General features: G+C 62.0%; 20 protein-coding genes. 7 read left to right on the forward strand and 13 right to left on the reverse strand.

The window, feature by feature from the left end:
* Positions 1 to 80: 80 nt before the first annotated feature.
* From LCM4573_RS26905 to LCM4573_RS26915, 3 genes are all read right to left on the reverse strand, one after another.
* Complete coding sequence (locus LCM4573_RS26905) at positions 81 to 977, reverse strand: uracil-DNA glycosylase family protein (RefSeq protein ID WP_071009674.1); 897 nt, start codon at positions 975 to 977, stop codon at positions 81 to 83.
* Positions 978 to 1,035: 58 nt separating this feature from the next.
* Entirely contained in the window at positions 1,036 to 2,328 is a 1,293-nt protein-coding gene (locus tag LCM4573_RS26910) for an Hsp70 family protein (RefSeq protein WP_071009675.1), read from the reverse strand.
* Positions 2,329 to 2,472: 144 nt separating this feature from the next.
* On the reverse strand, positions 2,473 to 3,354 hold the full coding sequence (locus tag LCM4573_RS26915; protein WP_071009676.1) for a LysR family transcriptional regulator: 882 nt from the start codon (positions 3,352 to 3,354) through the stop codon (positions 2,473 to 2,475).
* A 105-nt stretch (positions 3,355 to 3,459) separates the two neighbouring features.
* On the opposite strand from LCM4573_RS26915, the gene blaOXA reads away from it, so the two are divergent.
* Positions 3,460 to 4,266 (forward strand): class D beta-lactamase, encoded by an 807-nt coding sequence (gene blaOXA, locus LCM4573_RS26920; protein WP_071009677.1) that lies wholly within the window; start codon positions 3,460 to 3,462, stop codon positions 4,264 to 4,266.
* A gap of 152 nt (positions 4,267 to 4,418) precedes the next feature.
* Here the strand turns inward: blaOXA and LCM4573_RS26925 are convergent, their stop codons facing one another.
* The 5 genes from LCM4573_RS26925 to LCM4573_RS26945 all read right to left on the reverse strand — a co-directional run bounded on the left by LCM4573_RS26925 (position 4,419) and on the right by LCM4573_RS26945 (position 11,558).
* Positions 4,419 to 7,544, reverse strand: a complete 3,126-nt coding sequence (locus tag LCM4573_RS26925) for an efflux RND transporter permease subunit (protein ID WP_071009678.1) — start codon at positions 7,542 to 7,544, stop codon at positions 4,419 to 4,421.
* Positions 7,541 to 8,773 (reverse strand): efflux RND transporter periplasmic adaptor subunit, encoded by a 1,233-nt coding sequence (locus LCM4573_RS26930; protein WP_071009679.1) that lies wholly within the window; start codon positions 8,771 to 8,773, stop codon positions 7,541 to 7,543. The genes LCM4573_RS26925 and LCM4573_RS26930 overlap by 4 nt, the downstream gene beginning before the upstream one ends.
* 218 nt (positions 8,774 to 8,991) lie before the next feature.
* On the reverse strand, positions 8,992 to 9,195 hold the full coding sequence (locus LCM4573_RS26935) for a hypothetical protein (RefSeq protein WP_071009680.1): 204 nt from the start codon (positions 9,193 to 9,195) through the stop codon (positions 8,992 to 8,994).
* Between the two features lie 89 nt (positions 9,196 to 9,284).
* Positions 9,285 to 10,073 (reverse strand): SDR family oxidoreductase, encoded by a 789-nt coding sequence (locus tag LCM4573_RS26940; RefSeq protein WP_071009681.1) that lies wholly within the window; start codon positions 10,071 to 10,073, stop codon positions 9,285 to 9,287.
* 93 nt (positions 10,074 to 10,166) lie between these two features.
* The gene (locus LCM4573_RS26945) at positions 10,167 to 11,558 is read right to left on the reverse strand and encodes an FAD-binding oxidoreductase (protein WP_071009682.1); all 1,392 of its coding nucleotides are present in this window, start codon (positions 11,556 to 11,558) and stop codon (positions 10,167 to 10,169) included.
* 280 nt (positions 11,559 to 11,838) lie between these two features.
* Here LCM4573_RS26945 and LCM4573_RS26950 point away from each other — a divergent pair, with 280 nt between their 5' ends.
* The 3 genes from LCM4573_RS26950 (at position 11,839) to LCM4573_RS26960 (ending at position 14,747) form a co-directional block, all read left to right on the forward strand.
* On the forward strand, positions 11,839 to 13,503 hold the full coding sequence (locus LCM4573_RS26950; RefSeq protein ID WP_071009683.1) for an electron transfer flavoprotein-ubiquinone oxidoreductase: 1,665 nt from the start codon (positions 11,839 to 11,841) through the stop codon (positions 13,501 to 13,503).
* Positions 13,503 to 14,039: a GNAT family N-acetyltransferase gene (locus LCM4573_RS26955; protein ID WP_071009684.1), complete on the forward strand. Its 537-nt coding sequence runs from the start codon at positions 13,503 to 13,505 to the stop codon at positions 14,037 to 14,039. Before LCM4573_RS26950 ends, LCM4573_RS26955 begins: the two co-directional genes overlap by 1 nt.
* A gap of 90 nt (positions 14,040 to 14,129) precedes the next feature.
* Positions 14,130 to 14,747, forward strand: a complete 618-nt coding sequence (locus tag LCM4573_RS26960) for a L,D-transpeptidase (RefSeq protein ID WP_071009714.1) — start codon at positions 14,130 to 14,132, stop codon at positions 14,745 to 14,747.
* A gap of 13 nt (positions 14,748 to 14,760) precedes the next feature.
* On the opposite strand, the gene LCM4573_RS26965 is transcribed toward LCM4573_RS26960, so the two are convergent.
* Positions 14,761 to 15,177: a DoxX family protein gene (locus LCM4573_RS26965; protein WP_083347648.1), complete on the reverse strand. Its 417-nt coding sequence runs from the start codon at positions 15,175 to 15,177 to the stop codon at positions 14,761 to 14,763.
* Between the two features lie 138 nt (positions 15,178 to 15,315).
* On the reverse strand, positions 15,316 to 16,332 hold the full coding sequence (locus LCM4573_RS26970; protein ID WP_071009685.1) for a zinc-binding alcohol dehydrogenase family protein: 1,017 nt from the start codon (positions 16,330 to 16,332) through the stop codon (positions 15,316 to 15,318).
* Positions 16,333 to 16,460: 128 nt separating this feature from the next.
* Here LCM4573_RS26970 and LCM4573_RS26975 point away from each other — a divergent pair, with 128 nt between their 5' ends.
* Entirely contained in the window at positions 16,461 to 16,856 is a 396-nt protein-coding gene (locus LCM4573_RS26975) for a helix-turn-helix domain-containing protein (protein ID WP_071009686.1), read from the forward strand.
* On the opposite strand, the gene LCM4573_RS26980 is transcribed toward LCM4573_RS26975, so the two are convergent.
* Positions 16,842 to 18,080, reverse strand: a complete 1,239-nt coding sequence (locus LCM4573_RS26980) for an MFS transporter (RefSeq protein ID WP_083347650.1) — start codon at positions 18,078 to 18,080, stop codon at positions 16,842 to 16,844. The genes LCM4573_RS26975 and LCM4573_RS26980 overlap by 15 nt on opposite strands.
* Positions 18,081 to 18,336: 256 nt before the next feature.
* Between LCM4573_RS26980 and LCM4573_RS26985 the strand changes: the two genes are divergently transcribed.
* Entirely contained in the window at positions 18,337 to 19,275 is a 939-nt protein-coding gene (locus tag LCM4573_RS26985) for a diacylglycerol kinase family protein (protein ID WP_071009687.1), read from the forward strand.
* A 21-nt stretch (positions 19,276 to 19,296) separates the two neighbouring features.
* Here the strand turns inward: LCM4573_RS26985 and LCM4573_RS26990 are convergent, their stop codons facing one another.
* Positions 19,297 to 20,040 (reverse strand): GGDEF domain-containing protein, encoded by a 744-nt coding sequence (locus tag LCM4573_RS26990; protein ID WP_071009688.1) that lies wholly within the window; start codon positions 20,038 to 20,040, stop codon positions 19,297 to 19,299.
* Positions 20,041 to 20,143: 103 nt separating this feature from the next.
* Positions 20,144 to 21,478, reverse strand: a complete 1,335-nt coding sequence (locus LCM4573_RS26995; RefSeq protein WP_071009689.1) for a glutamine synthetase family protein — start codon at positions 21,476 to 21,478, stop codon at positions 20,144 to 20,146.
* A gap of 91 nt (positions 21,479 to 21,569) precedes the next feature.
* Here LCM4573_RS26995 and LCM4573_RS27000 point away from each other — a divergent pair, with 91 nt between their 5' ends.
* Positions 21,570 to 22,931: an aspartate aminotransferase family protein gene (locus LCM4573_RS27000; RefSeq protein WP_071009690.1), complete on the forward strand. Its 1,362-nt coding sequence runs from the start codon at positions 21,570 to 21,572 to the stop codon at positions 22,929 to 22,931.
* Positions 22,932 to 22,934: the final 3 nt, after the last annotated feature.

A 22,934-nucleotide genomic window follows, 5' to 3' on the forward strand; every position in this document is an offset into this window, starting at 1 on the left:
ACGCGGCAAGACGCTGCGCTGCCATGCGCTTATTGCATAGCGATTTTCATAATTTGGTAATCTTGATCAAAATACAGCCGCTAGACGGCCTCAAGTCGTGACTTGAAGGTCAAAAGATCCTGCCAGGCGAGCGCCTTGTTGGCCGGCGCCGCCAGCAGCTCCTGCGGATGCAATGTGGCGATCGCAGCAAGCTCCAGCCCGGCGAAGCGGATGTCGCGCCATTCTCCGCGCATGCTGTGGATCGTGCCGCCGTCGCCGAAGAAGAAGCGGGCCGGGAAATTGCCGAGCAGCAGCAGGTATCTGGGTTCCGCAAGCGCGATCTGCCGCTCCAGGAACGGTCTGCAGATTTCCTGCTCGGCGGGCGAGGGCATGCGGTTTCCCGGTGGGCGCCAGGGGATGACATTGGTGAGCATCACCGCCTCGCGCGTAAGGCCGATCGCGCCGAGCATGCGGTCGAGCAACTGGCCCTGTCGGCCGGAAAAGGGAATGCTGTCCCGGTCGTCATCGGCATTCGGCATCGGGCCGATAACCATGATCCGCGAGGCCGGATCGCCGCTCGCGAAGACCGTGGAGCGGGCGCCGTTCTTCAGATTGCAGCCGTTGAAGGCCTCCAGTGCCGTCTTGAGTTCGCTGAGCGAACGGGCGCTTTCAGCCGCAAATTGCGCGGCGGAGACGGCTTCGCCATCCGGCACGGCGACCGGGGCCTGTTGTGCGGCGGGTGCCGCGCGGGCAGCGGGAGCGGTGCGAGCTTGAGTCGGTGAGCCCGCCCCCGTTCGGGACGTGGGGGGCTCATTCTGTGCCGGTTGCTGCGGCCTCTGCTGCGTGGCGCGGGCTTCCGCCCGTGCTGCCTTCTGAGCGGCGAACTCGGCAAACCTGTCGGCGGGCTCGTCCTCGACAAGCCACTCTACGCCTGCATCCGCATAGAAATGCAGAAGTGCGGTCAGCTGGCTGGGATCGAGGTCCGTGATGTAGGTCATTGTCGGATATTAGCGGACGTTGTCGGTCGACAAAACCGACAAAACCCACAAAAGAGACTTACGCCGCCCATTTTTCCGCTTCGCCACTTTCCCCGATCAGCGCCAGCCCGTGGGCGATGGAGAGCAGTTCTCCACCGCTCTCGATCCGGTCGGCATCGAAGCGGCGGGTGAAGATGCGCCTGACTGCCGGCACGAAGGAGGTGCCGCCGGTAAGGAACACCTTGTCGATATGCTGCGGCTCCGTCTTCGTCTTTTCGAGCACCTCATCGAGCGCGCCCTCGATCTTCTCCAGATCGTCGGCGATCCAGGTTTCGAAATCGGCGCGCTTCACGACCTTGCGGCCGGCACGACCGAGCGGCGGAAAGTTGAACTCGGCTTCTTCCGTCTGCGAGAGCGCCATCTTGGTGGCGGAAATCGCCTGATAGAGCGGATAGCCCTCGTCGTGATCCACGAGATCGATGAAAAGCTCCAGCTTTTCAGGCTCGAGCGCCGTGCGCACCAGCGATTTCAGGTCCGCGAATTCGCGGCTGGTCTTGAAGATCGAAAGCTGGTTCCAACGCCCGAAATTGGCATAATAGCCGGCGGGCACTTCCAGAACCTTGTCGAAGCTCTTGAAGAAACCGCCTTTTCCGATCTCGGGTGCGACGAGGTTGTCGATCATCCGGAAATCGAAATGATCGCCGGCGACACCGACGCCGGAATGACCGACCGGGGTGGCGGAAAGCCTGCCTGCCTGTCTTTCGAAGCGGATCAGCGAATAGTCCGTCGTGCCGCCGCCGAAATCGGCCACCAGCACGGTCGCGTCCTTCTTCAGCGTCTGCGCGAAATAGTAGGCGGCAGCGACCGGCTCGTAGACATAGCGGATTTCCGGAAAGCCGAACCGGGCGAGCGCTGCATTGTAGCGCTCCACCGCGAGCGTTTCATCTGGGCTCGCTCCGGCGAAACGCACCGGCCTTCCGGCGACCACGCTTGAGATATCCGAAGGCCACGCGCCATCCGCATAGGTTTTCAGCCGCCGCAGGAAAATCTCCATGAGATCCTCGAAAGCGTGCCGGCGGGCGAAGATCAGCGTGCCCTGGAAGAGCGGGCTTGCCGCGAAGGTCTTGATGGATTGCAGGAAGCGGCAATCGCCCGGATTGTCGATGAACTGGCGGATAGCCGCCTGGCCCGCCTCGACTTTGAGCGCCTGCGCGCCCATCACCGGGTCCTTCATGAACGACAATGCCGTGCGCATCGTATCGGTCACGCCGGCGCTGCTCGTGAAGGTCATGGAATGTGTGGCATTGCCGCCATCCGCCAGTGCCAGAACCGTATTGGTCGTGCCGAAATCAAGCCCGAGCGCCCGTGCCATGGCCGTGCTCCTTAAATCGATCCGCTAAAGACTGCTTGAAACGGGACGTGGAAGCCCCGAACGCGAAAAGGGCGCTTGCCCGCCCCCATGTTTTTGAGAGCGCGCGTGATGGCACAAGGCCGGCCGGATGACAAGGGGCGGAATTCAGCTCTCGCGCGTCTCCTCCGCCTTCGCGATGATCCAGTTGCGGAAGGCTTCCATGGCGGGCGTGACGTTGCGGGATTTGAGCCGCGTGAGCCAATAGCTGCCTTTCGATATGTAGATCGGGAAGGGCTGCTCGATGGTGCCGGCGGCAAGGTGGCGCGAGAACATCAGCGGTGGCGCGAGYGCGACGCCAGCGCCCTGAACTGCCGCCTCGATCATCAGCACGGAACTGTCGAAGACCATGCCGTGGATGGGCGGCGGCGTGACCCTGGCGGTTTCGAACCAGCTCGGCCATTCGTCGGCCCGGTAGGAGCGCAGGAGCGGCTGGCGCGCCAGGTCCTCCGGATGCTTGATCTGGCTTGCGATCGGCGGAATGCAGAGCGCCGAAAGTGGCGCCTCGAACAGCGCTTCCGCTTCGATATCGTGCCAGGCGCCATTGCCGAAGCGGATGGTGTAGTCCAACCCTTCCGCCGCGATATCGACCCGATTGTTGTTGGTCGAAAGCCTAAGATCGATGAAGGGATAGCGCTCGGTGAAATCGGCAAGGCGCGGCATCAGCCAGCCGACCGCGAAGGTGCCGACGGCGCCGAGCGTCAGCACCTCCCGCATATGTCCGCCCTCGAAGCGTTCCAGCATTTCCGCCATGCGGTCGAAGCTTTCCTGCAGCGTCGGCAGAAGCGCCTGGCCTTCTTCGGTAATCATCAGCCCGCGCGGCAGGCGGCGGAAGAGGGTGACACCGATCCGCTCCTCGAGCAGCTTCACCTGATGGCTGACGGCGGCCTGCGTGACGCAGAGTTCGATCGCCGCCCGCGTGAAAGAGAGATGCCGCGCGGCCGCTTCGAAGGCGCGCAGCGCGTTCAGYGGCAAATGTGGTCGAACCATGGCGATGGCCTAGTTTGATTCATGTCTCTCCGCAGATATCATCGTTTGTCGGACGCCCGCAAGCCGACCTAAAACAGCGCCATCGAACTTGATCGGAGCGCATCGATGGCATTCAGAAATTCCCTACTTCTTGCAGTATCTCTTGGTTTTTCAGCGGTTTTTCTTGATTTTGCCTCGGCAAAGGCGGCGGAGCCGATCCGCTGCACGGTCGTCATCGATGAAAACAGCGGCGATACTCTTTATCGTCGGGGTGCCTGCGACCAGGCCTTCTATCCGATGTCCACCTTCAAGTTGCCTTTGGCCATGATGGGCTATGATGCGGGCATACTGATCGATGCGGAACATCCCCGCTGGGATTATCAGGAAAAGTTCGACCGCCCGAAGCGGGAGCGGAAATCCGTCGATCCGGTGATATGGGAAAAGGATTCGATCGTCTGGTATTCGCAGGAGATCACGCGCCGTTTGGGCAAAAAAGCCTTCGCTGATTACGTGCAGCGCTTCGGCTACGGGAATACCGATGTTTCGGATGGGCTCACCGAATCCTGGCTGATGTCGTCGCTGAGGATATCGCCCGACGAGCAGGTCGCCTTCCTGCGCCGGTTTCTGACGGGCGGGTTGCCCATCTCCGAACATGCCATCGACATGGCCATGACGATCCTGCCGCGTTTCGAAGCCGGGGACGGCTGGGAAATTCAGGGCAAGACCGGCGCCGGCTGGCTGCGCGGCAAGGATGGCAAGATTGACCGAGACCGCCCGCTCGGCTGGTTCGTGGGCTGGGCCGTGAAGGGCGAGCGCCGCGTGATCTTCGCAAGGCTGCTGGTCGATACCAAGCAGCATCGCGGATCGCCGATCAGCTTCGGGGTAAGGGATTCGCTGATAGCCGATTTTCCGAAGCTCGCGGAGGGGTTTTGAGGGAAGTGGCTTGCCTCTCACCCTAACCCTCTCCCCGCGTGCGGGGAGAGGGGATTTGCTCCACAGGCCGCCTGAAGGGAAAGATGGCGCGGCATATTTTCCTTCTCCCCGCATGCGGGGAGAAGGTGGCGGCAGCCGGATGAGGGGCAGACTTACTCCGCCGCGACCGTCGCCGGCATATCGTCGTTCGCCTCCCGTAGGCCGCGATCCTTCCTACGGCCGAGCCCCGCGAGGAAGCGGCCGAAACGGTCCATCTCCACGAAGATGACAGGCGTGATGAACAGCGTCAGCGCCTGGCTGACCACGAGGCCGCCCACGACGGCGATGCCGAGCGGCTGGCGCAGTTCGGAACTCGCGCCCGTTCCAAGCGCGATCGGCAACGCCCCGAGCAGCGCGCAGAAGGTCGTCATCATGATCGGTCGAAAGCGGCGCACTGAAGCCTCGTGGATCGCGGCCGCTGCCATTTCACCCTTGGTCCGCATGGTTTCCACCGCCACGTCGATCATCATGATCGCGTTCTTCTTGACGATGCCGATCAGCATCAGAAGCCCGATCAGAGCGATGATGGAGAGGTCGAAGCCGAAGAGCCTCAGGGCAAGAAGCGCCCCGAAGGCCGCCGCCGGCAGGCCGGAGAGGATCGTCAGCGGGTGAATGAAACTCTCGTAAAGCACGCCGAGCACCACGTAGATCGTCAGCACGGCGGCGAGGATCAGCAGCGGCGTATTGCCCTGGCTCTGCTGGAATATCTGCGCCGTGCCGCCATAGGTGGTGAACACGTCGTTGGGCATATGCAGGTTCGTCTTGATCCGGTCGATCGCCGCCGTCGCATCGCTGAGCGATACGCCTGACGGCAGGTTGAACGAAACCGTGGTCGAGACGAGTTGGCCGGTCTGGTTGATGGTGACCGGAGCCGTCGTCCGCACCACCTGGGCAAAATTCGACAGCGGCACGAGCGAGCCGTTGGAGGACATCACGCGGACATCCTGCAGCATCTGGTCGTTCCACTGCCGGCTGCTGTCGAACTCGGTAATGACGTCGTAGCTGTCGCCGGTCGATTGGATTTCCGCCGCCGTATAGCCGCCGAAGGCCATCTGCAGCGTTTCGCGCAATTGCTGGTCGGTAATGCCGAAGGCGGCTGCTTTTTCCGGATCGACCTTGATATTCGCCTCGATCGCATTGCTCTGGGCATCGGAAGTGACGTCGGTGAAATGCGCGCGGTCGCTTCGCATCGCAGTCTGGATATTGTCGGACCATTCATTGGTCTGCGCCGCGTTGAGGGCCTGCACCACGAGTTGGTATTGGCTTGCCGTCGAGCGCCCGCCGAAGCGCAGGCTCTGCTGTGGCGTGATGAAGCTCTTTATGCCGGCGGTCTTGGCGGTTGCCTGCCGCAGCTCGCGAAGCGTTTGCTGCAGGGGAGGGCGCTGATCGCGGTCCTTCAGCTCCACGAAGATCGTACCGTTGTTGAGCGGGCTTCGGCCATTGCTGCCGACGATCGAGGTCACATGTGCGACGGCGGGGTTCTTCTGCACGGCGGCTGCGACCTGCGCCTGCAGGTCCCGCATGGCGGGATAGGAAATATCCTGACGCGCCTGGGTCGAGATCGTCAGCCGGCCGATATCCTCAGTCGGAAAGAAGCTCGAAGGGAGTGTCTCGAACAGATATATCGAGCCGGCGACCGAGGCGAAAAATAGCAGCATGATGACTGCCCGGTGCCCGAGGCACCAGCCGACCGATCGCTCATAGGCTTTCAGCGCGCGGCTGAAGCCGGCATCGAAGACGCGGGCGAGCAGGCCCGGATGATGCTCGGCGCCGGAAAGCCTGGAGCCGAGCATCGGCGTGACCGTCAGCGAGACGATCGCCGAGGCGACGATGGCGAGCGTCACCACCATGCCGAACTCGTTGAACAGCCGGCCAACCACGCCGCCCATCAGGAGGATCGGGATGAAAACCGCGATCAGCGAGACCGACATGGAAACGATGGTGTAGCTGACCTCAGAAGCGCCTTGAATTGCCGCCTGCATCACCGGCATGTCGTCCTCCACATGCCGCATGATGTTTTCCAGCATGACGATCGCATCGTCCACGACGAGGCCGACCGACAGCGTGAGCCCGAGCAGCGATATGTTGTCGATGCTGTAGCCGAGCAGGTACATGACGCCGAAGGTGGCGATGAGAGAAAGCGGCACGGCGAGCGCCGGAACGATGGTGGCGGAAAGCCGGCCGAGGAAGAGATAGATAACGAGCACGACGAGCGCGATCGTCAGCATCAGCGTGAACTGAACGTCGTCGATCGCGGAGCGGATCGCGGTCGAGGCATCGTTCATGACGCTGATCGAGACCGAGGCTGGGAGTTCCTCGGTAAGTTGAGGCAGCTTAGCGCGCACGGCATCCACCACGTCCACCGTATTGGCGTCCGGCTGGCGCTGGATGGCGAGGATGATGGCCGAATTGCCGTCATACCAGCTTCCGCCATCCGGGTTTTCGACGCTGTCCTGAACCTCCGCCACGTCTCCCAGGTGGATCGGTGCGCCGTTCGGATTGGCGATCACCAGCGAACAGAATTCATCAGCATTGGTGCGCTGCGTATCGGCATTGATCGTGAGCTGCTGGGCGCTGTTCTTCAGCGAGCCCACCGGAGCCTGGCTGTTGGCATTGGCGATCGCAGTGGCAACGGTATCGACACCGAGATTGCGCGCCTGCAGCTTGGCGGGATCAAGTTCGACGCGCACCRCATAGGTCTTGGCGCCATAGATGGACACCTCCGCGACGCCGGGCAAGGTGGAGAGCGCAGGGGAAAGCACGTCCTCGGCAATCTCGTCCACCTTGCTGGGCGGCAGGTTGTCGCCGCGCACGGCAAGCAGCAGCACGGGCGCGTCCGCCGGATTGGTCTTGCGATAGCTCGGCGGCGTCGTCATGTTGTCCGGTAGTTGCCGGCTGGCTTGGGAAATGGCCGACTGCACGTCGGCGGCCGCCGCGTCGATATTCCGGTTGAGATCGAATTGCAGCACGATCGACGTATTGCCGAGCGAATTCGTCGCGCTGATCTCGCTGATGCCGGGAATGGTCTCGAATTTCTTGATGAGCGGCGTCGAGACGGCGGTTGCCATGGTCTGAGGGGAGGCGCCGGTCAGCTGTGCCGAGACGTTGATGGTCGGAAAATCGACCTGCGGCAGGGCCGCCACCGGCAATAGCCGGTAGCCCGCAAGGCCCGCCAGGATTACGCCGATGGCGAGAAGCGTGGTGGCGACCGGGCGGCGGATGCAGAATTGCGGGATCATCGCGCGGCTCCCACTTCGACCTGCCCATCATTGCCGTTGGCGTTGAGCAGGCTGCTATCCTGCGGATTGGCAAACTCCTCCGTCACCTGCGCCCCGTCCACGAGCTGCACCTGGCCTTCGATTACCACGTGGGCGCCCGCCTCGAGGCCGCTGGCGATTGCGGTAGTGCTGCCGTTTGCGCGCGCCACTGTCACCGGCGTCACATGCACCTTGCCGTCCTCGCCCACCGTGTAGACGAAGGAGCCCGCGGCGCCGGGGCTGACGGCGACGGTCGGCACGACGATGTCCTGGCGGTCACTCTGGAAATGGACCGTCACATTCACCGACTGGCCCGGCCAGAGAGCGCCTGAGGGATTGTCGAACCTCGCCTTGGCCAGAATCGTGCCCGAGGCGGAATCCACCGTATTGTCGAAGAAGCTCAGCTTTCCCTTAAGGGGGGCGTCAGCGGAGTCCTGTGGGGCGGCATCGATGCCGACGCTGCCTGCGGCAAAACCTTTCCGCAAGGTATCGAGATAGGCTTCGGGCAGGTGGAACTTTACGTAGATCGGATCGTATTTGGCGATCGTCACCACGGCAGCACCGGCGCTGAGATAGGCGCCGGTGCTGACCGCGATGTCCCCAAGCCGGCCGTCGAACGGGGCGCGGATATCGGTATTGTCCAGCTCCACCTGGTCGGCGGAAATCGTCGCCTTGTCGCTTTCGACGGTCGCCGCCGCGGTGTCGCGGGCGGCGCGTGCCTCATCGACGGATTGCTGAGTGCCGGCATTTCCCTTGAGAAGGTTGCTTGCCCTGGCAAGCGCGGTTTCAGCCTGGGCAAGGGTCGCCTGGTCGCGCAGGAGAAGTGCCTTGTCCTTCTCGATCGTGGCCTTGGCCGTACGGTCGTCGAGCTGGGCGATCAGGTCGCCGGTCTTGACGATCGCGCCGTCATGAGCCGCGATGCTCAGGATGGTTCCCGCCTGCTGCGCCGCTATGGTRGTGTTCTCGTCCGCGTCGGCCCAGCCGGTCGTCGTGACCTCCATGGGCAGCGTGGCGCGGAGAGCCGCCACCGTCTTTACCGTCGGCGGCGGTCCGCCCGAGCGGCGGTGCTGCTGGCTTCCTCCCGCGCTTTCGCCCGTATCGGCGGAAGCCTGGTGAACGAAGGAAGAGAGAAAGGGAAGCCGCTCGCGGAACTCCCAACCCGCGATCCCCGCGACGACGATGATGCCTGCCAGAATCCAGAGCTTCTTCATGAGACCGCTCGCTTGTTTCGCCCGATATTTCCATCGAGCTGCCTGCATTGCGGCGCAAAAAAGACCGATTTGCCCAACGTGGCATACAAACCGGCGATCTCAGGTTAAATCTTTGTAATGATGGGGCTTTATGAAGCTGAGTTAATCCAATTCAACTTCCATGCGGCTTTGCGGCGCTGCAATGCGCGCATGCCGTTTTATCCTCGAAGGCTCTCCGCCTATCTCTGGAGCCTTTGCCCGGTCCAGAGGAGCCCGAGGCCGATCAGCGCCGCCAGCGCTCCGTAAGCGATCCAGGGCGACTGGTTGATCATGAAACTGGAGGCTGGATAGGGGAAGAGGCCGCTACCCTGGCCAATCCAGACGAGGCCGATCACGATAGCGATAATGCCGATAGTGGTGAGAGCTAACCTGGAGAATGCCATGGCTCCACTCCTCCGCAAGTTGACGCAGGCATTTTAGACCTTGCCTGCGCCGGAGCGAAATGAAATTCGCGAGAAGCCGTTATCTTCTGTTAGACCGATTTCGATGCGCCGCCATCGACGCGCAGCATGGTGCCGGTAACGTAGCTCGCGGGTTCGGAGCAGAGGAAGGCGCCGGCGGCGGCGAACTCTTCCACCTTGCCGAGCCGGCCGGCGGGAATGGACTTGACCGATGCGGCGCGGATTTCCTCCACCGACTTGCCCTGTCGCTTAGCGTTCGCGCCGTCGAGCTCGTCGATGCGGTCGGTATGGATGCGGCCGGGAAGCAGCATGTTTGCGGTGATGCCGAAGCCCGCGACTTCCGTGGCGATCGTCTTGTTCCACCCGACCAGCGCCGAACGCAGCGTATTGGAGAGCGCGAGGTTAGAAATCGGCTCGAACACGCCGGAGGAGGCGACGGTGAGAATGCGGCCCCAGCCCTGTCCCTTCATCTGCGGCAGGAAGGCATTGGTGAGCGTGATGACGCGCAGCACCATGGACTGGAAGAAGGTTTCGAGCTTGTCGGCGGTCATTTCCTCAGCCGTGCCAGGGGTTGGTCCGCCCGTGTTGTTGACGAGGATATCGATGCCGCCGAGCTTTTCCTTGACGGCAACCGTCATCGCTTCCACGAAATTGTCGTCGGAAAGATCGCCCCACACCCAGTCGGCCTTGCCCTTGCCCTCGGCGTTGATCGCCTTGCAGTTCTCGGCAAGCCGGTCACCGGATCGGCCGACGAGCAGGACGTTTGCTCCCTCGCGGGCGAGCGCCTTCGCGATGCCGAGGCCAAGCCCGCGCGAGGAGGCGAGAACGAGAGCGCGCTTGCCGGAAATTCCGAGATCCATGGTGAAGTCCTTCCCTGACGAAAATCGAATGCTGACTTGTTATAAGCAGGTGATCCGGTTTTGAAAGGCCGGTTCAGGCTAATGCGGCTTCTTTCAGAATGGTACCTTGCCGGGATTGAACAGGCCATTCGGATCGAGGGCCTTCTTCAAGGCCCGTGCCAATTGCTGCTTTTGCGGTGAAACGAAGGTCTCGTAGCCGTGGCGCTTTTCAACGCCCACGCCATGCTCGGCGGAAAAACTGCCGCCGGCTTCCGAAATGCCGGAATAAACGGCGTTCTCGACCGCGCGCAACTCTTTCTCCGGCAGCGGACCGCGCTTGATGAGCGTCAGGTGCAGGTTGCCGTCGGCGATGTGGCCATAGACATAGGCCGCATAGGTGGGATCGATGGCTTTGAGGCGTGTTTCGAGGCCGGCCACATAGGCATCGAGGAAGGTTGGCGGCACGGAAATGTCGAAGGAGGCCGCATCCGGGATTTCGGCATAGTAGAAGCCGGAATCCTCCCGGATATCCCAGAAGCGCCGCGCCTGAGCGAGCGACTGGGCGATGATGCCGCCCTGGAGCGAGAGCGGCTCCCAGAGGCTTTCCAATCCTTCTTCCAGCGCCGCCGTTGCTGCCTCGACGCTTTCGCCGGAAACCTCGATCAGCAGAGCCGAGGCGCCGTCCTCAAGCCCTGATATATCCAGCGACTTGAGCCTGGCATGGTCGCGGATATAGCGGGGCCACATCATCTCGGCGGCCTCTAGGGTGATACCCGGCAGCGATCGGAAATGCCGGATCACCCGCAGCGCCGTTCGCGCATTCTGAGCCCCGATCATCGCGGTGGCGCGGTAGGGCCTTTGCGGTTCCAGCTTCAGTACCACCCGTGTCACGAAGCCGAAGGCGCCTTCTCCGCCGATGAAAAGCTGCTTCAGGTCCGGGCCGGCGCTGACCTTCACCACGCGGGTCAGATCGGAGAAGATTTCGCCGGAAGGCAGCACCGCCTCAATGCCGAGCACCTGATGCCGCATGACGCCATTGCGGAAGGCGAGAATGCCGCCGGCGTTGGTCGAAACCATGCCGCCGATCGTCGCCGATCCGCGCGAGCCGAGATCGACGCCGGTCGTGAGGCCGAGAGGTTCAAGCGAGGCCTGAAGCGCTTCGAGCGTGACGCCCGCCTCCACGATGGCGGTCATCTCTTCCGGATCGATGGCAACGATCCGGTTGAGCCGCGCGGAAGAGAGGATGACTTCGCCGGCCCTGCTGACATTGCCGCCGACGAGTCCGGTGAGCCCGCCTTGCGGCACGATGGCGACGCCGTTTTCGACACACCAGGAGATGAGCGCGGCGGCGGCCTCGGGGGAGGAGGGCTGCGCCATGACGCCTGCATCGAAATTTTTGCGGTGCTCGCCAGGATGCCGGCCGTTCAGCAGTTCCGGCCCCAGAACGGCAAGATCGGGATGAAGGTCGGCGAGGCGCGCGGCAAGGTGATCTGGGTTGAAAGTCATGTTGGGGTCGGCTCGACTGCGGATTCGGTTGCCAATCTCTAAGGCGTAGCAAGGATATGCGCAAACCCTCTTGCTAAGTCATCAGGTTGTATGACAACTAATGCTTATTGAAACAGCAAGGAGAATTATTGACGTTAACGTAAACGTTAATTATCCTCGCTAAAAAATCGCGGTTCTGTTTATCTGGTCAGAGGGTGTCGCATCCCGGCTCGACAAGTTTTCCGGCTTTTGCCAAGGAGAAGCGGATAAAAAGGGAACCCCAAGTGGAGGTTGATCGATAATGAGCGAAGACATGGAACTCCCCGAACGCGAATCGATGGAATTCGACGTCGTGATCGTCGGGGCGGGGCCTGCCGGCTTGTCGGCGGCCATTCGCTTGAAACAGGTCAATCCGGAGCTTTCCGTCGTCGTCCTGGAGAAGGGCTCGGAAGTCGGCGCGCATATTCTTTCGGGCGCCGTTATCGATCCGGTCGGCATCGATGCGCTTCTRCCCGGCTGGCGCGAGGAGGAGGGGCATCCCTTCGATACGCCGGTGACGGACGACCAGTTCCTGTTCTTGGGCCCTGCCGGTTCGCTGCGCCTGCCGAACTTCATGATGCCACCGCTGATGAACAATCACGGCAACTACATCGTCTCGCTGGGGCTGGTCTGTCGGTGGCTCGCCGAGAAGGCAGAGGCGCTCGGCGTCGAGATCTATCCCGGCTTTGCTGCGACCGAAGTGCTCTACAACGACGAAGGTGCGGTCATCGGCGTGGCCACCGGAGACATGGGCATCGAGCGCAGCGGCGAGCCCGGACCGAACTTTACGCGTGGCATGGAGCTGCATGGCAAGTACGTGCTGATCGGCGAGGGCGTGCGCGGCTCGCTCGCCAAGCAGCTTATCGCCAAGTTCAAGCTCGATGAGGGCCGCGAGCCGCAGAAGTTCGGCATCGGYCTCAAGGAGCTCTGGCAGGTGAAGCCGGAAAAGCACAAACAGGGTCTCGTGCAGCATTCCTTCGGCTGGCCGCTCGGCATGCAGACCGGCGGCGGCTCCTTCCTCTATCACCTGCACGACAACCTCGTGGCGGTCGGTTTCGTGGTGCATCTGAACTACAAGAACCCGTATCTTTACCCGTTCGAGGAGTTTCAGCGCTTCAAGACGCATCCGGCGATCCGCGAGACCTTCGAAGGGGCAAAGCGCATCTCCTATGGCGCCCGCGCGATCACGGAGGGTGGCTTCCAGTCGGTGCCGAAGCTTTCCTTCCCCGGCGGCGCGCTGATCGGCTGTTCGGCGGGCTTCGTCAACGTGCCGCGTATCAAGGGCAGCCACAATGCGGTTCTGTCCGGCATGCTGGCGGCAGACAAGATCGCCTCCGCGATCGAAGCGGGGCGCGCCAACGACGAAGTCGTGGAAATCGAAAATGAATGGCGCGCGAGCGCCATCGGCAAGGACCTCAAGCGGGTCCGCAACGTCAAGCCGCTCTGGTCGCGGTTCGGCACGGCTGTCGGCATCGCGCTCGGCGGGCTCGACATGTGGACAAACCAGCTCTTCGGCTTCTCCTTCTTCGGCACGCTGAAGCATGGCAAGACGGATGCGGCCTCGCTGGAGCCGGCTGCCCAACACAAGCCGATCGATTATCCGAAGCCCGATGGCGTACTGACCTTCGACCGCCTTTCCTCGGTATTTCTCTCGAACACCAACCACGAGGAGGACCAGCCGGTCCACCTGCAGGTAAAGGACATGGACCTGCAGAAGCGCTCCGAGTACGAGATCTATGCCGGGCCTTCGGCGCGCTATTGTCCCGCCGGCGTTTATGAATGGGTGGAGAAGGACGGCGAGCCGACCTTCGTCATCAACGCGCAGAACTGCGTGCACTGCAAGACCTGCGACATCAAGGACCCTAACCAGAACATCAACTGGGTACCGCCGCAAGGTGGCGAGGGCCCCGTCTATCCGAACATGTAATGAGCACGGGCGGCGTAACCATCAGGCTGGCGCGTCTGGATGATCTCGGCAGGATGGCCGAGATCGAGCTAGATGCGCACGACGTCTGGGCGGCGGCCTGCGGTTTCGCCGGCGAACCGTCGGTCATGCCTCGCGAGGCGCTGGAGAAGGCATTAGGAGAAGACTTGCTGCTTGTCGCCGCCGATGAAGTCGACAGGGCTGTCGGCTTTCTTGCCGCCATGGAGCGGGAAGGCCGGCTTCACATCGGGGAGATGAGCGTCGAGACCGCCTGGCAGAAGAAAGGCATCGGCCGCCGCCTCATGGAAGCGGTGCTCGAGGAGGGACGAAAGCGCGGTCTTCCGGCGGCGACGCTGACCACCGACCGCCTGATTACCTTCAATGCGCCCTTCTATGCCTCGCTGGGTTTTCGGGAACTCGCTTCATCCGAGCTTCCGCCAGACCTTCAAGAGACGTTGGCGGCAGAGGTCGAAGCCGGTCTCGATCCTGAGCGGCGGATTGCGATGGTTGCGCCTCTTACCCCGTTAACGCGCTCGTGATTAACGCCTGCCATCTCCGGTTAGCATTTCGTTAACCATAATCTCCGTAGCGTACGACTCATGAGGGTATGAATTACGGGGATGTATTTTATGTCGATTTCGCGCCGCGGACTTCTGATCGGGTTGCCTCTGCTGCTTGCCGGATGCGCTTCCAGCGGCGTGATGAACCCCCAGGACCGGTATGCCGCCCTGCCGGATGAAGAGCATCCGGTGAAAAGGGTGCCGATCGACAGGATCAAGCCCGAGCTGCGCCGTCAGGAAGTGGCTTATGAGACGCCCTATCCCGCAGGCACGATCGTCGTCAACACGCCCGAACGCCGCCTCTATTACGTACTCGGTGAGGGGCGTGCCATGCGCTATGGTGTCGGGGTGGGGCGTGCCGGCCTTGCGCTGGCCGGCAATGCCTATATCGGACGCAAGGCGGAATGGCCGAGCTGGACGCCGACGGCCAACATGATGCGCCGCGATCCGCGCAACCGGAAATACGCCGGGGGCGTGCCGGGCGGTCCCAACAACCCGCTCGGTGCCCGCGCGCTCTATCTTTATCGCGGCGGCAACGACACGATGTTCCGCATTCACGGCACCAATCAGCCCCAGACCATCGGGCTTGCCATGTCGAGCGGCTGCATCCGCATGATGAACCACGATGTCATCGACCTCTTCGAAAAGGCCAAGGTCGGCGGCCGCGTGGTCGTCCAGCAGGCCTGAGAAAAGTCGCGCCTCAGCGAGACTTCCACGCCACCACCATCAACGCGCCGATAACGGTGATGTGCTCCATCACCACGTGGAATTCGATTGTCTTGATCGGCTCTTCCATGGTCCAGAAATTGTGGGCGATCGGGATGGTGAGCGCGGTGAAAACGGCGAGCGCGCCCGCGCCGAGCCATGTCCAGCGGTTGAAAATGATGAGCAGCGAGCCGCCGAGCTGGACGATGATCGTCGCGATGTTGAAGAGGGTTGCCGGTTCCAGCCCGAAATGCGCCATCTCGGCCACGCCGGCATCGAAGCCGATGAGCTTGGCAAGGCCGCTCGCCCAGAACATGAACGTGAGTACGGTGCGTGCAAGATAGCCGAACCAGGTCGCGCCCGTAATGGCTGAAACCGGATTGCCGAAACTGTTCGTCTGAAGTGTCGCCATATGAAATCCCCCACGGCAGAGTGCCCAGGGGATTTCATAGCTTATCGGTGCGGCCTCGGTAAGATGTCACCCGGTGGTTTACGCCTATTTGGCGAGGGATGCGCCTATGCGGTCCGGCGCTCCGTCAGAAACCGCACGTCAAAAACCGGAAAGCACCAGCTTTCCCTTGGTGCGGCCGCTCTCGATCATCGCATGAGCCTTTTTCAGGTTTGCCGCATTGATAGGCCCGAGCGTCTCCGAAAGCGTGGTGCGGATCCGGCCGGCATCCACCAGTTCCGCCACGTGGTTGAGCAGCTTGTGCTGTTCGATCATGTCCGCCGTCTGCCAGACGGGCCGCGCGAACATCATTTCCCAATGAATCGACAGCGATTTGCCCTTGAACGGACCGATGCCGATCGGCTCCTTCGGATCGTCGATAAGGGCGAAACGGCCCTGCGGTGCGATCAGTTCGATGATGTCGGTAACGTGCTGTTCGGTCTGTGTCGTGGAAAAGACGAAGGGAGGCGCGCCGATGCCGAGGCCCGCGATCTGCGGTGCCATCGGACTTTTGTGATCGACGATGTGGTGGGCTCCGAGCGACTTGATCCAGTCCTTCGTTTCCGGCCGTGAGCCGCTTGCGATGATCGTCAGGTCCGTAAGCTCGCGGGCAAGCTGGATGGCGATCGAGCCCACCCCGCCGGCACCGCCGATGATGAGGATGGCATTGGCCGCGCCCGATACCTTGTCCTGTACTTTCATGCGGTGGAAAAGCGTCTCATAGGCGGTGATCGCGGTGAGCGGCAGCGCCGCCGCCTCCTCGAAACTCAGTGTCTTCGGCTTGGCGCCGACGATCCGCTCGTCCACGAGATGGAATTCCGAATTCGTACCCGGCCGGTTGATCGCACCGGCGTAATAGACCTCGTCACCCGGCTTGAAGAGGGAGACTTCGGCGCCGACGGCCTTAACGACGCCCGCCGCGTCATAGCCGAGAATCCGATGCTGGCCGTTCTCGACCGCGGCCGAGGCCCTAACCTTCGTATCGACCGGGTTGACGGAAACCGCCTTGACCTCGACCAGCAGGTCGCGCCCCCCGGCCTCCGGAACCGGCAGCTCGATGTCGATCAGCGAGGTTTCGGCATTGATGGGCTGAGGCTTGTTGAACCCGACTGCGCGCATGGGAATTCTCCTTGGTCTTTCGATGGAACTCATTGTGCGGAGACTAGATGGAGCCTATGTTTCGAACGCGCAAGAATGCACATTTTTGGTCTATAGTGCCAAAAAGTATACCGTGAGAGGACGAGGCCATGTCGAAACCCCGCGCGAAACTGACCGATAATTTTCCGGGCTGCCCGGTGGAATCGACCTTGAGTTTCCTCGATGGGAAATGGAAGGGCGTCATCCTCCATCATCTGTTGGAGGAGGGCACGCTGCGTTTCAACGAGCTGCGCCGCCGCATTCCATCGGTGACGCAGCGCATGCTGACCAAACAGCTTCGCGAGCTGGAGGAGGCGGGACTGGTACAGCGTACCGTATTTCCGGTCGTGCCGCCTCGCGTCGATTACAATCTGACGCCGCTCGGCCAAACGCTGGAGCCGGTTATTGCGGCCCTGCGCTTATGGGGCAGCGAGCATGTCATCTGCCGCGACGGCCGGAAATACATGGTCATGGAGCAGGAAGAAGCGCCTTCAGCCGCGGCCTGACGCCTTCCGTTCAAGGCCCATTGATAGGGCGAAGACGAGAAGCCCGGCGAGCGACAGCACCGAGCCCACATAGCCGGTCGCCGCAAAACCCCAGCCCCAGGCTATGACCAGTCCGCCAAGCCAGGCGCCGAGCGCGTTGGCGATGTTGAAGGCGGAATGGTTCGAGGCCGCCGCGAGCGTCTGGGCGTCGGCCGCGACATCCATCAGCCGCGTCTGTAGGGCAGGGCCGGCAGCAAAGCCGCAGCCGATCAGGAAGACGCAGAGGCAGAGCACCGCCGGATATTGCGCGAAGGCGCCGAACAAGGTCATGACGATCACGTTGAAGACCATCGTGCCGCCGATCGTGCCGTTCAGCGAGACATCCGCGAGACGCGAGCCGACGATATTGCCGACATTCATGCCGATGCCGAAGAGAGCGAGCACGATGGACACCGTCGCCACCGGCATTTGCGCGGTCTCGGTCGTCGTCGAGGCGATGTAGCTGAAGACGGAGAACATGCCGCCGAAACCGACGGCGGCCACGCCCAGCGTCAGCCATACCTGCGTACGGCCGAAAGCGCTGAGTTCCCTGCGGATGCTGGCGCCTTCCTGAACCTTGTCGCGCGGCTGGAAATACCAGAGCAGCGCCACGGTTAGCGCGCCGATCCCGCCGACGAGCAGGAAGGCGGCTCGCCAGCTCATCATCTGGCCCATGAACGTGGCGAGCGGGGTGCCGGCAAGCGTGGCGATCGTCAGTCCTAGCATGACGCGGCCGACTGCGCGGGCGCGTTTGTTCGGCGGCACCATGGAGGCGGCCACCAGCGCTGCGACGCCGAAATAGGCGCCGTGCGGCAGGCCGGTGATGAAGCGCAGGATCGTGAAGCTCCAGAAATCCGGCGCGATCGCGCTCGAAATATTGCCGAGCGCAAAGACGGTCATCAGGATGAGCAGCAGCGCCCGGCGCGTCATGCGTGCCGCGGCGACCGCGATGATCGGGGCGCCGATCACCACGCCGAGCGCATAGGCGCTGATCACATGGCCCGCCTGGGGAATGCTCACCTGATAAGTCGCCGCCACATCCGGCAGCAGGCCCATAATGGCGAATTCGCCCGTACCGATGCCGAAGCCGCCGACGGCAAGAGCGATCTCGATCAGGATGATGGCAAGCTTCGAAAGCGGCGCGCTTTCGGCAGCGCTGTTCTCCGCGCTGGAGGCGGATTCATAGGAAATGGCAGTATCGGTCATGGCACGGGAACGGCGGGAATAAGAGAAGTAAGGGAGCGCTTTTCGCCGGAACGGCGAGCGCATCATTGAAATGACAATCCAACGATATCATTTCATTGTGCGTTGCGGTAGGGCGAAATTTCGCCTTTGCCGGATTTCACGGCATCGTGCGCAGCGCAGTAAGACCGCAATCTCGCTTAAGCCGCAATGCGCAACCAAATGGCAGATGATCCGTTATGATGCCGCCTTTTATCCTACCCTTGAGAGCCCCGACACCATGTATTTCGTAGCCGTCTTCAACCGCGATGGCGGTACTTTCAGGACCACGGACATGGAGGCCTATTGCGATCATGCCGTCAGAACCTTCAAGGCGGCAGGCCACGAGATCGAATGCCATGTGGTTTCGGGCGATCAGGTGGTTGAGACCATGGAAAACGCGGCCTCCATCTCCGGCGTCGACGGTCTGATCGCCGGCGGGGGCGACGGTACGATTTCGGCGGCAGCTGGAATAGCCTGGAAGAGCGGGACCATGCTGGGAGTGGTTCCGGCCGGCACCATGAACCTGTTTGCCCGCTCCTTGAAATTGCCGCTGGATATTTGGCAGGTGCTCGGTGCGCTTGCCAATGGCGAGGCGGACCATATCGATATCGCCAGCGCCAACGGCCGGAGCTTCGTCCACCAGTTTTCCGCCGGCCTGCACGCGCGCATGGTCCGCTACCGCAATTCCATGACCTTCGGCTCCCGGCTAGGCAAGATCAGGGCAAGCACGCGCGCGGCCGTCGGCGTCATGTTCAATCCGCCCGAGTTCGAGGTGGAGTTCAACGCCGAGGGCCAGACCGGCCATCGCAAGGTTTCGGCGATCTCGGTTTCCAACAACGAGTTTGGACCGGATCCGCTGATGTATGCCGATAGCCTGACACGCGGACATCTCGGATTCTACATCGCCGAGCCGCTGACGCCTGCCGGCGTGGCGAGGCTGACCCTCGATATCCTGCGCGGGAAACTGAAGGAAAACGCCTCGGTGACCGCCATGACGGCGACGGAAGTGGATCTCCATTTTCCTCGCGAACGGCGCGATATCCGCTGTGTCATTGATGGCGAACTGCTGCCGATGGATCGGGACGTGAAGCTGCGCATCCATGCGGGCGAGTTGAAAGTGCTGGTCAGCGCTCCGCAGCCGCGCGCCGATGAAGAAGAGTTCGGCAGCGGGATTTGAGGAGCTTGAAGGCCGTTTGTGCTAAGCCGATGATACGACCTGGTTCCGCCCGCGCGCTTTCGCCTGATAGAGATTGATGTCCGCAGCCTTGAGGCAGTCCTGCGGATCAAAGCCCCGGTAGCAGTAAAATGCTCCGATACTTGCTGATGCAGCAACACGTGCGCCGGAAGCGGAATGAATCTCGATGCGTTCGATGAGTTCGCGAATTTCCTCGCATCGCTTCAACATGTCCCCGGAGTTTGCCCCGCCTTGGAAAAGAGCGAATTCCTCGCCGCCGAGCCGGCCCGTTATATCGAACTGGCCTCGATAGGCGGTCAGTATATGGCCCACCCGGCGGAGAACTTCATCGCCGGTCGCATGGCCATGACGGTCATTGATCGATTTGAAATGATCGAGGTCGAAGAATATCAGCGCTCCGGTCATGCCCTTGCGGCTGAAGGCATCCAGCTCTTCGAGAAAGGCGTTCCGGTTCAGCACGCCTGTAAGCCCGTCCCGGCGGGATTGAAGCCGCAACTGCTCATAGGCAAATGCCAGCTTATTCAAGGCATCTGCCGTCATCGCCTCGGCACGCCGGACCCTTTCCGACTGCCAGTAATGCAGCCCGGAAGCGGGAATGGAAATCGCAAGAGGGCAAAGGATGGTCATGACCAGCCCGGCGCCGGCCACCTGTCCCCCCATCATCGGAACGAAGATGAATGAAAGAGCCAGCGACGCCAACATGGAAAGAAGGCCTGTCAGGAGTGCTTTGACTATAACTCTACGCATCGATAGCGCCGGAAGCTAAGAACTATTCCGCCTCCTTAAGCACCATGACTTTAAGATAGATGAAAATCAGGGACTATATTGATGGGATCAGTCTCTCAGCTGATCAAATTCTCGGCAAATAGGTTTGGTAATCGAAATCCGAGACGGTGCGCAGGTAGGTGATCGCCTCCTTGCGCTTCGTGTCGCCATAAAGCTTCTGATAGCGCTTCCCGAAAACATCCCGGATAAAGGGTGACGAGGAAAAACCCTCCACCGCCGTCAGGAAGTCGTGCGTCAGCCGCCTTGTGCCTTCGGGTGGCTGCTTGCCGGGCTCGGTGGCGGGGCCCGGATCGAGTGTTTCGTCCAGGCCGAGCAGCATGCCTCCGAGGATGGCGGTCAGCAGCAGATAGGGGTTGGCGTCGGCGCCGGCGACGCGATGCTCTATCCGGGCCGCCGGGCCGTCCCTGTCGGGAATGCGGACTGCCGTGCCACGATGGCCGAAGCCCCAGTCGACATCGACCGGCGCAAAGGAGCCGGGCTGGAAGCGTCGGTAGGAATTGGCAAACGGCGCAAAGACCAGCTGCGCGTCGCGCATGGTGTTCAGCATCCCGGCGCAGACGGATTTCAGCCGCACCGGATCGCCGCCTTTGGCATCCAGCACGTTGTTGCCGTCACGGTCGATGACGCTCGCATGCACATGCAGGCCGGAACCCGCATGGTCCGCATAGGGCTTGGCCATGCAGGTAGACTTGAGCCCGTGCCGCTTCGCTGCCTGTTCGGCGATGCGTTTCAGATAGATGCAATCGTCGGCGGCGGCCAGCGCGTCAGCCCGGTGCAGCAGGTTGATCTCGAACTGGCCGGGACCGAACTCGGCGGTCGTCGCATCCGCCGGCAGCCCCTGCGCTCTTGTCCAGGCGCGCACCGTTTGGAGATAATCGTCCAGCGCGTCGACGGCACTCATGTCGTAGAGCTGAAAACCGTTCGGCTCGTCGCGGTACATGAGTTTTTCGGGTGGACGCGGCCTGCCTGTATCCCGCCAGTCGTCCCGCACCACGTAGAATTCCAGCTCGGTCGCGACAACCGGCGTCAAGCCGCGGTCCTCATAGCGCTTCAGCATGGCGGCAAGAATGCCGCGGGGGTCCATGAAGCTCGGGGAGCCGTCCATCTCGTGCATGGTGGCGAGCACCTGCTTCGAGCCTTCCGGCGCCCAGGGCATGGGCGCAAGGCTGCGCTCGTCGGGAATGCAGACGCTGTCCGGATCGCCGATGGTGAGCGACAGGCCCGTAATGTCGTCGTTGTCGTCGCCCCAGATATCCAGCGATTGGGTGGAGGAGGGCAGACGGACCGTCCCATCCCAGACCTTCTTTTCCTGCTCGAGCGGGATCTGCTTGCCGCGAAGATCGCCGTTCATGCCGACGAGAAGGATTTCGATGCGAGGAGGGGCTGTCTCAGCGGCCATGAGTTCGTTCTTCTAAGGGTGTTGCCGAAAACAGTTCGTAGCCGATAAGAATTGGCGGCACAATCAGAGCCTTCGGCCAGGGAGATACGCCGTGAACGACAAGCCCGCGCTTTCCAATCTCGCCGCGATCGATGCCGCCCATCATCTTCACCCGTTTTCTGACATGAAGAAGCTGAATGYGGCGGGCACCCGCATCATCGAACGCGCGGAGGGCGTGCACATCTATGATTCGAYCGGCAAGAAATACCTGGACGCCTTTGCCGGGCTCTGGTGCGTGAACGTCGGCTATGGCCGAAGGGAGATCGCAGAGGCCGCCGCTCGGCAGATGCAGGAACTACCGTATTACAACAGCTTTTTCGGCACCACGACGCCGCCGACCACGCTTCTTGCGCAGAAGATCGCCTCCCATACCGGCGGCAAGCTCAATCGCGTCTTCTTCACCAATTCCGGTTCCGAAGCCACCGACACCTGGTTCCGCATGGCGCGAGTCTACTGGAAGGCTCTCGGCAAGCCGGAAAAGACATTGGTGATCGCCCGACGCAACGCCTATCACGGCTCGACCGTCGCGGGCGCCTCGCTCGGCGGCATGAAATGGATGCACGAGCAGGGCAATCTGCCGATCGAGGGCATTCACCATATCGGCCAGCCCTACTGGTACGGGGAAGGGGGCGATCTTTCTCCCGCCGAATTCGGCCTCAAGGTCGCGCGCGAACTGGAGGAGAAAATCGATGAACTCGGCGAGGATCGCGTCGCCGCCTTCGTCGYCGAGCCGATCCAGGGGGCTGGCGGCRTCATCATCCCGCCGGAAACCTACTGGCCCGAGATCGCCCGCATCTGCAAGGCGCGCAATATCCTGCTGGTTTCCGACGAGGTGATTTGCGGCTTCGGCCGGCTCGGCACCTGGTTCGGCCATCAACATTACGGCTTCGAACCGGATCTGGCGCCGATCGCCAAGGGACTCTCCTCCGGCTATCTGCCGATCGGCGGTGTTCTGCTAAGCGACCGCGTGGCGGAGGTGATGGCCCAGGGAGACTTCAATCACGGCTTCACCTATTCCGGCCATCCGGTCTGCGCCGCCGCTGCACTCGAGAATATCCGCATCATCGAGGAGGAGGGGCTGGTGGAGCGCGTGCGCGATGATATCGGCCCTTATTTCGCAGCCGGATTGAAGTCGCTGGAGGATCACCCCATGGTCGGCGAGGTCCAGAGCGTCGGCTTGATCGGAGCCGTGCAGCTTGCCGCCGACAAGGAGACACGCGGACGCTTCAAGGACGGCGAACGCGCCGGTGTCGAGGTCCGTAACCACTGCCTCGCCAACGGTCTGGTTCTGCGCGCCACGGGCGACCGCATGCTCTATTCGCCGCCTTTGATCGTCACGCGCGCCAAAGTGGATGAAATGATCGAAACCACCCGCAAGGGTCTCGATCACGGCTGGAAGGCGATGCGGGAGTAGTGC

This window comes from Rhizobium sp. LCM 4573, from assembly GCF_001854865.1.
In the GTDB taxonomy this organism is placed as follows: Bacteria; Pseudomonadota; Alphaproteobacteria; order Rhizobiales; family Rhizobiaceae; genus Neorhizobium.

What these genes read in the sequence shown, in the direction of transcription:
- LCM4573_RS26905 (WP_071009674.1), bottom strand. Translation starts at nt 977, where the DNA reads ATGACCTACATCACGGACCTCGATCCCAGCCAGCTGACCGCACTTCTG.
- LCM4573_RS26910 (WP_071009675.1), bottom strand. Translation starts at nt 2,328, where the DNA reads ATGGCACGGGCGCTCGGGCTTGATTTCGGCACGACCAATACGGTTCTG.
- blaOXA (WP_071009677.1), top strand. Translation starts at nt 3,460, where the DNA reads ATGGCATTCAGAAATTCCCTACTTCTTGCAGTATCTCTTGGTTTTTCA.
- LCM4573_RS26935 (WP_071009680.1), bottom strand. Translation starts at nt 9,195, where the DNA reads ATGGCATTCTCCAGGTTAGCTCTCACCACTATCGGCATTATCGCTATC.
- LCM4573_RS26940 (WP_071009681.1), bottom strand. Translation starts at nt 10,073, where the DNA reads ATGGATCTCGGAATTTCCGGCAAGCGCGCTCTCGTTCTCGCCTCCTCG.
- LCM4573_RS26945 (WP_071009682.1), bottom strand. Translation starts at nt 11,558, where the DNA reads ATGACTTTCAACCCAGATCACCTTGCCGCGCGCCTCGCCGACCTTCAT.
- LCM4573_RS26955 (WP_071009684.1), top strand. Translation starts at nt 13,503, where the DNA reads ATGAGCACGGGCGGCGTAACCATCAGGCTGGCGCGTCTGGATGATCTC.
- LCM4573_RS26960 (WP_071009714.1), top strand. Translation starts at nt 14,130, where the DNA reads ATGTCGATTTCGCGCCGCGGACTTCTGATCGGGTTGCCTCTGCTGCTT.
- LCM4573_RS26965 (WP_083347648.1), bottom strand. Translation starts at nt 15,177, where the DNA reads ATGGCGACACTTCAGACGAACAGTTTCGGCAATCCGGTTTCAGCCATT.
- LCM4573_RS26970 (WP_071009685.1), bottom strand. Translation starts at nt 16,332, where the DNA reads ATGCGCGCAGTCGGGTTCAACAAGCCTCAGCCCATCAATGCCGAAACC.
- LCM4573_RS26975 (WP_071009686.1), top strand. Translation starts at nt 16,461, where the DNA reads ATGTCGAAACCCCGCGCGAAACTGACCGATAATTTTCCGGGCTGCCCG.
- LCM4573_RS26980 (WP_083347650.1), bottom strand. Translation starts at nt 18,080, where the DNA reads ATGACCGATACTGCCATTTCCTATGAATCCGCCTCCAGCGCGGAGAAC.
- LCM4573_RS26985 (WP_071009687.1), top strand. Translation starts at nt 18,337, where the DNA reads ATGTATTTCGTAGCCGTCTTCAACCGCGATGGCGGTACTTTCAGGACC.
- LCM4573_RS26990 (WP_071009688.1), bottom strand. Translation starts at nt 20,040, where the DNA reads ATGCGTAGAGTTATAGTCAAAGCACTCCTGACAGGCCTTCTTTCCATG.
- LCM4573_RS26995 (WP_071009689.1), bottom strand. Translation starts at nt 21,478, where the DNA reads ATGGCCGCTGAGACAGCCCCTCCTCGCATCGAAATCCTTCTCGTCGGC.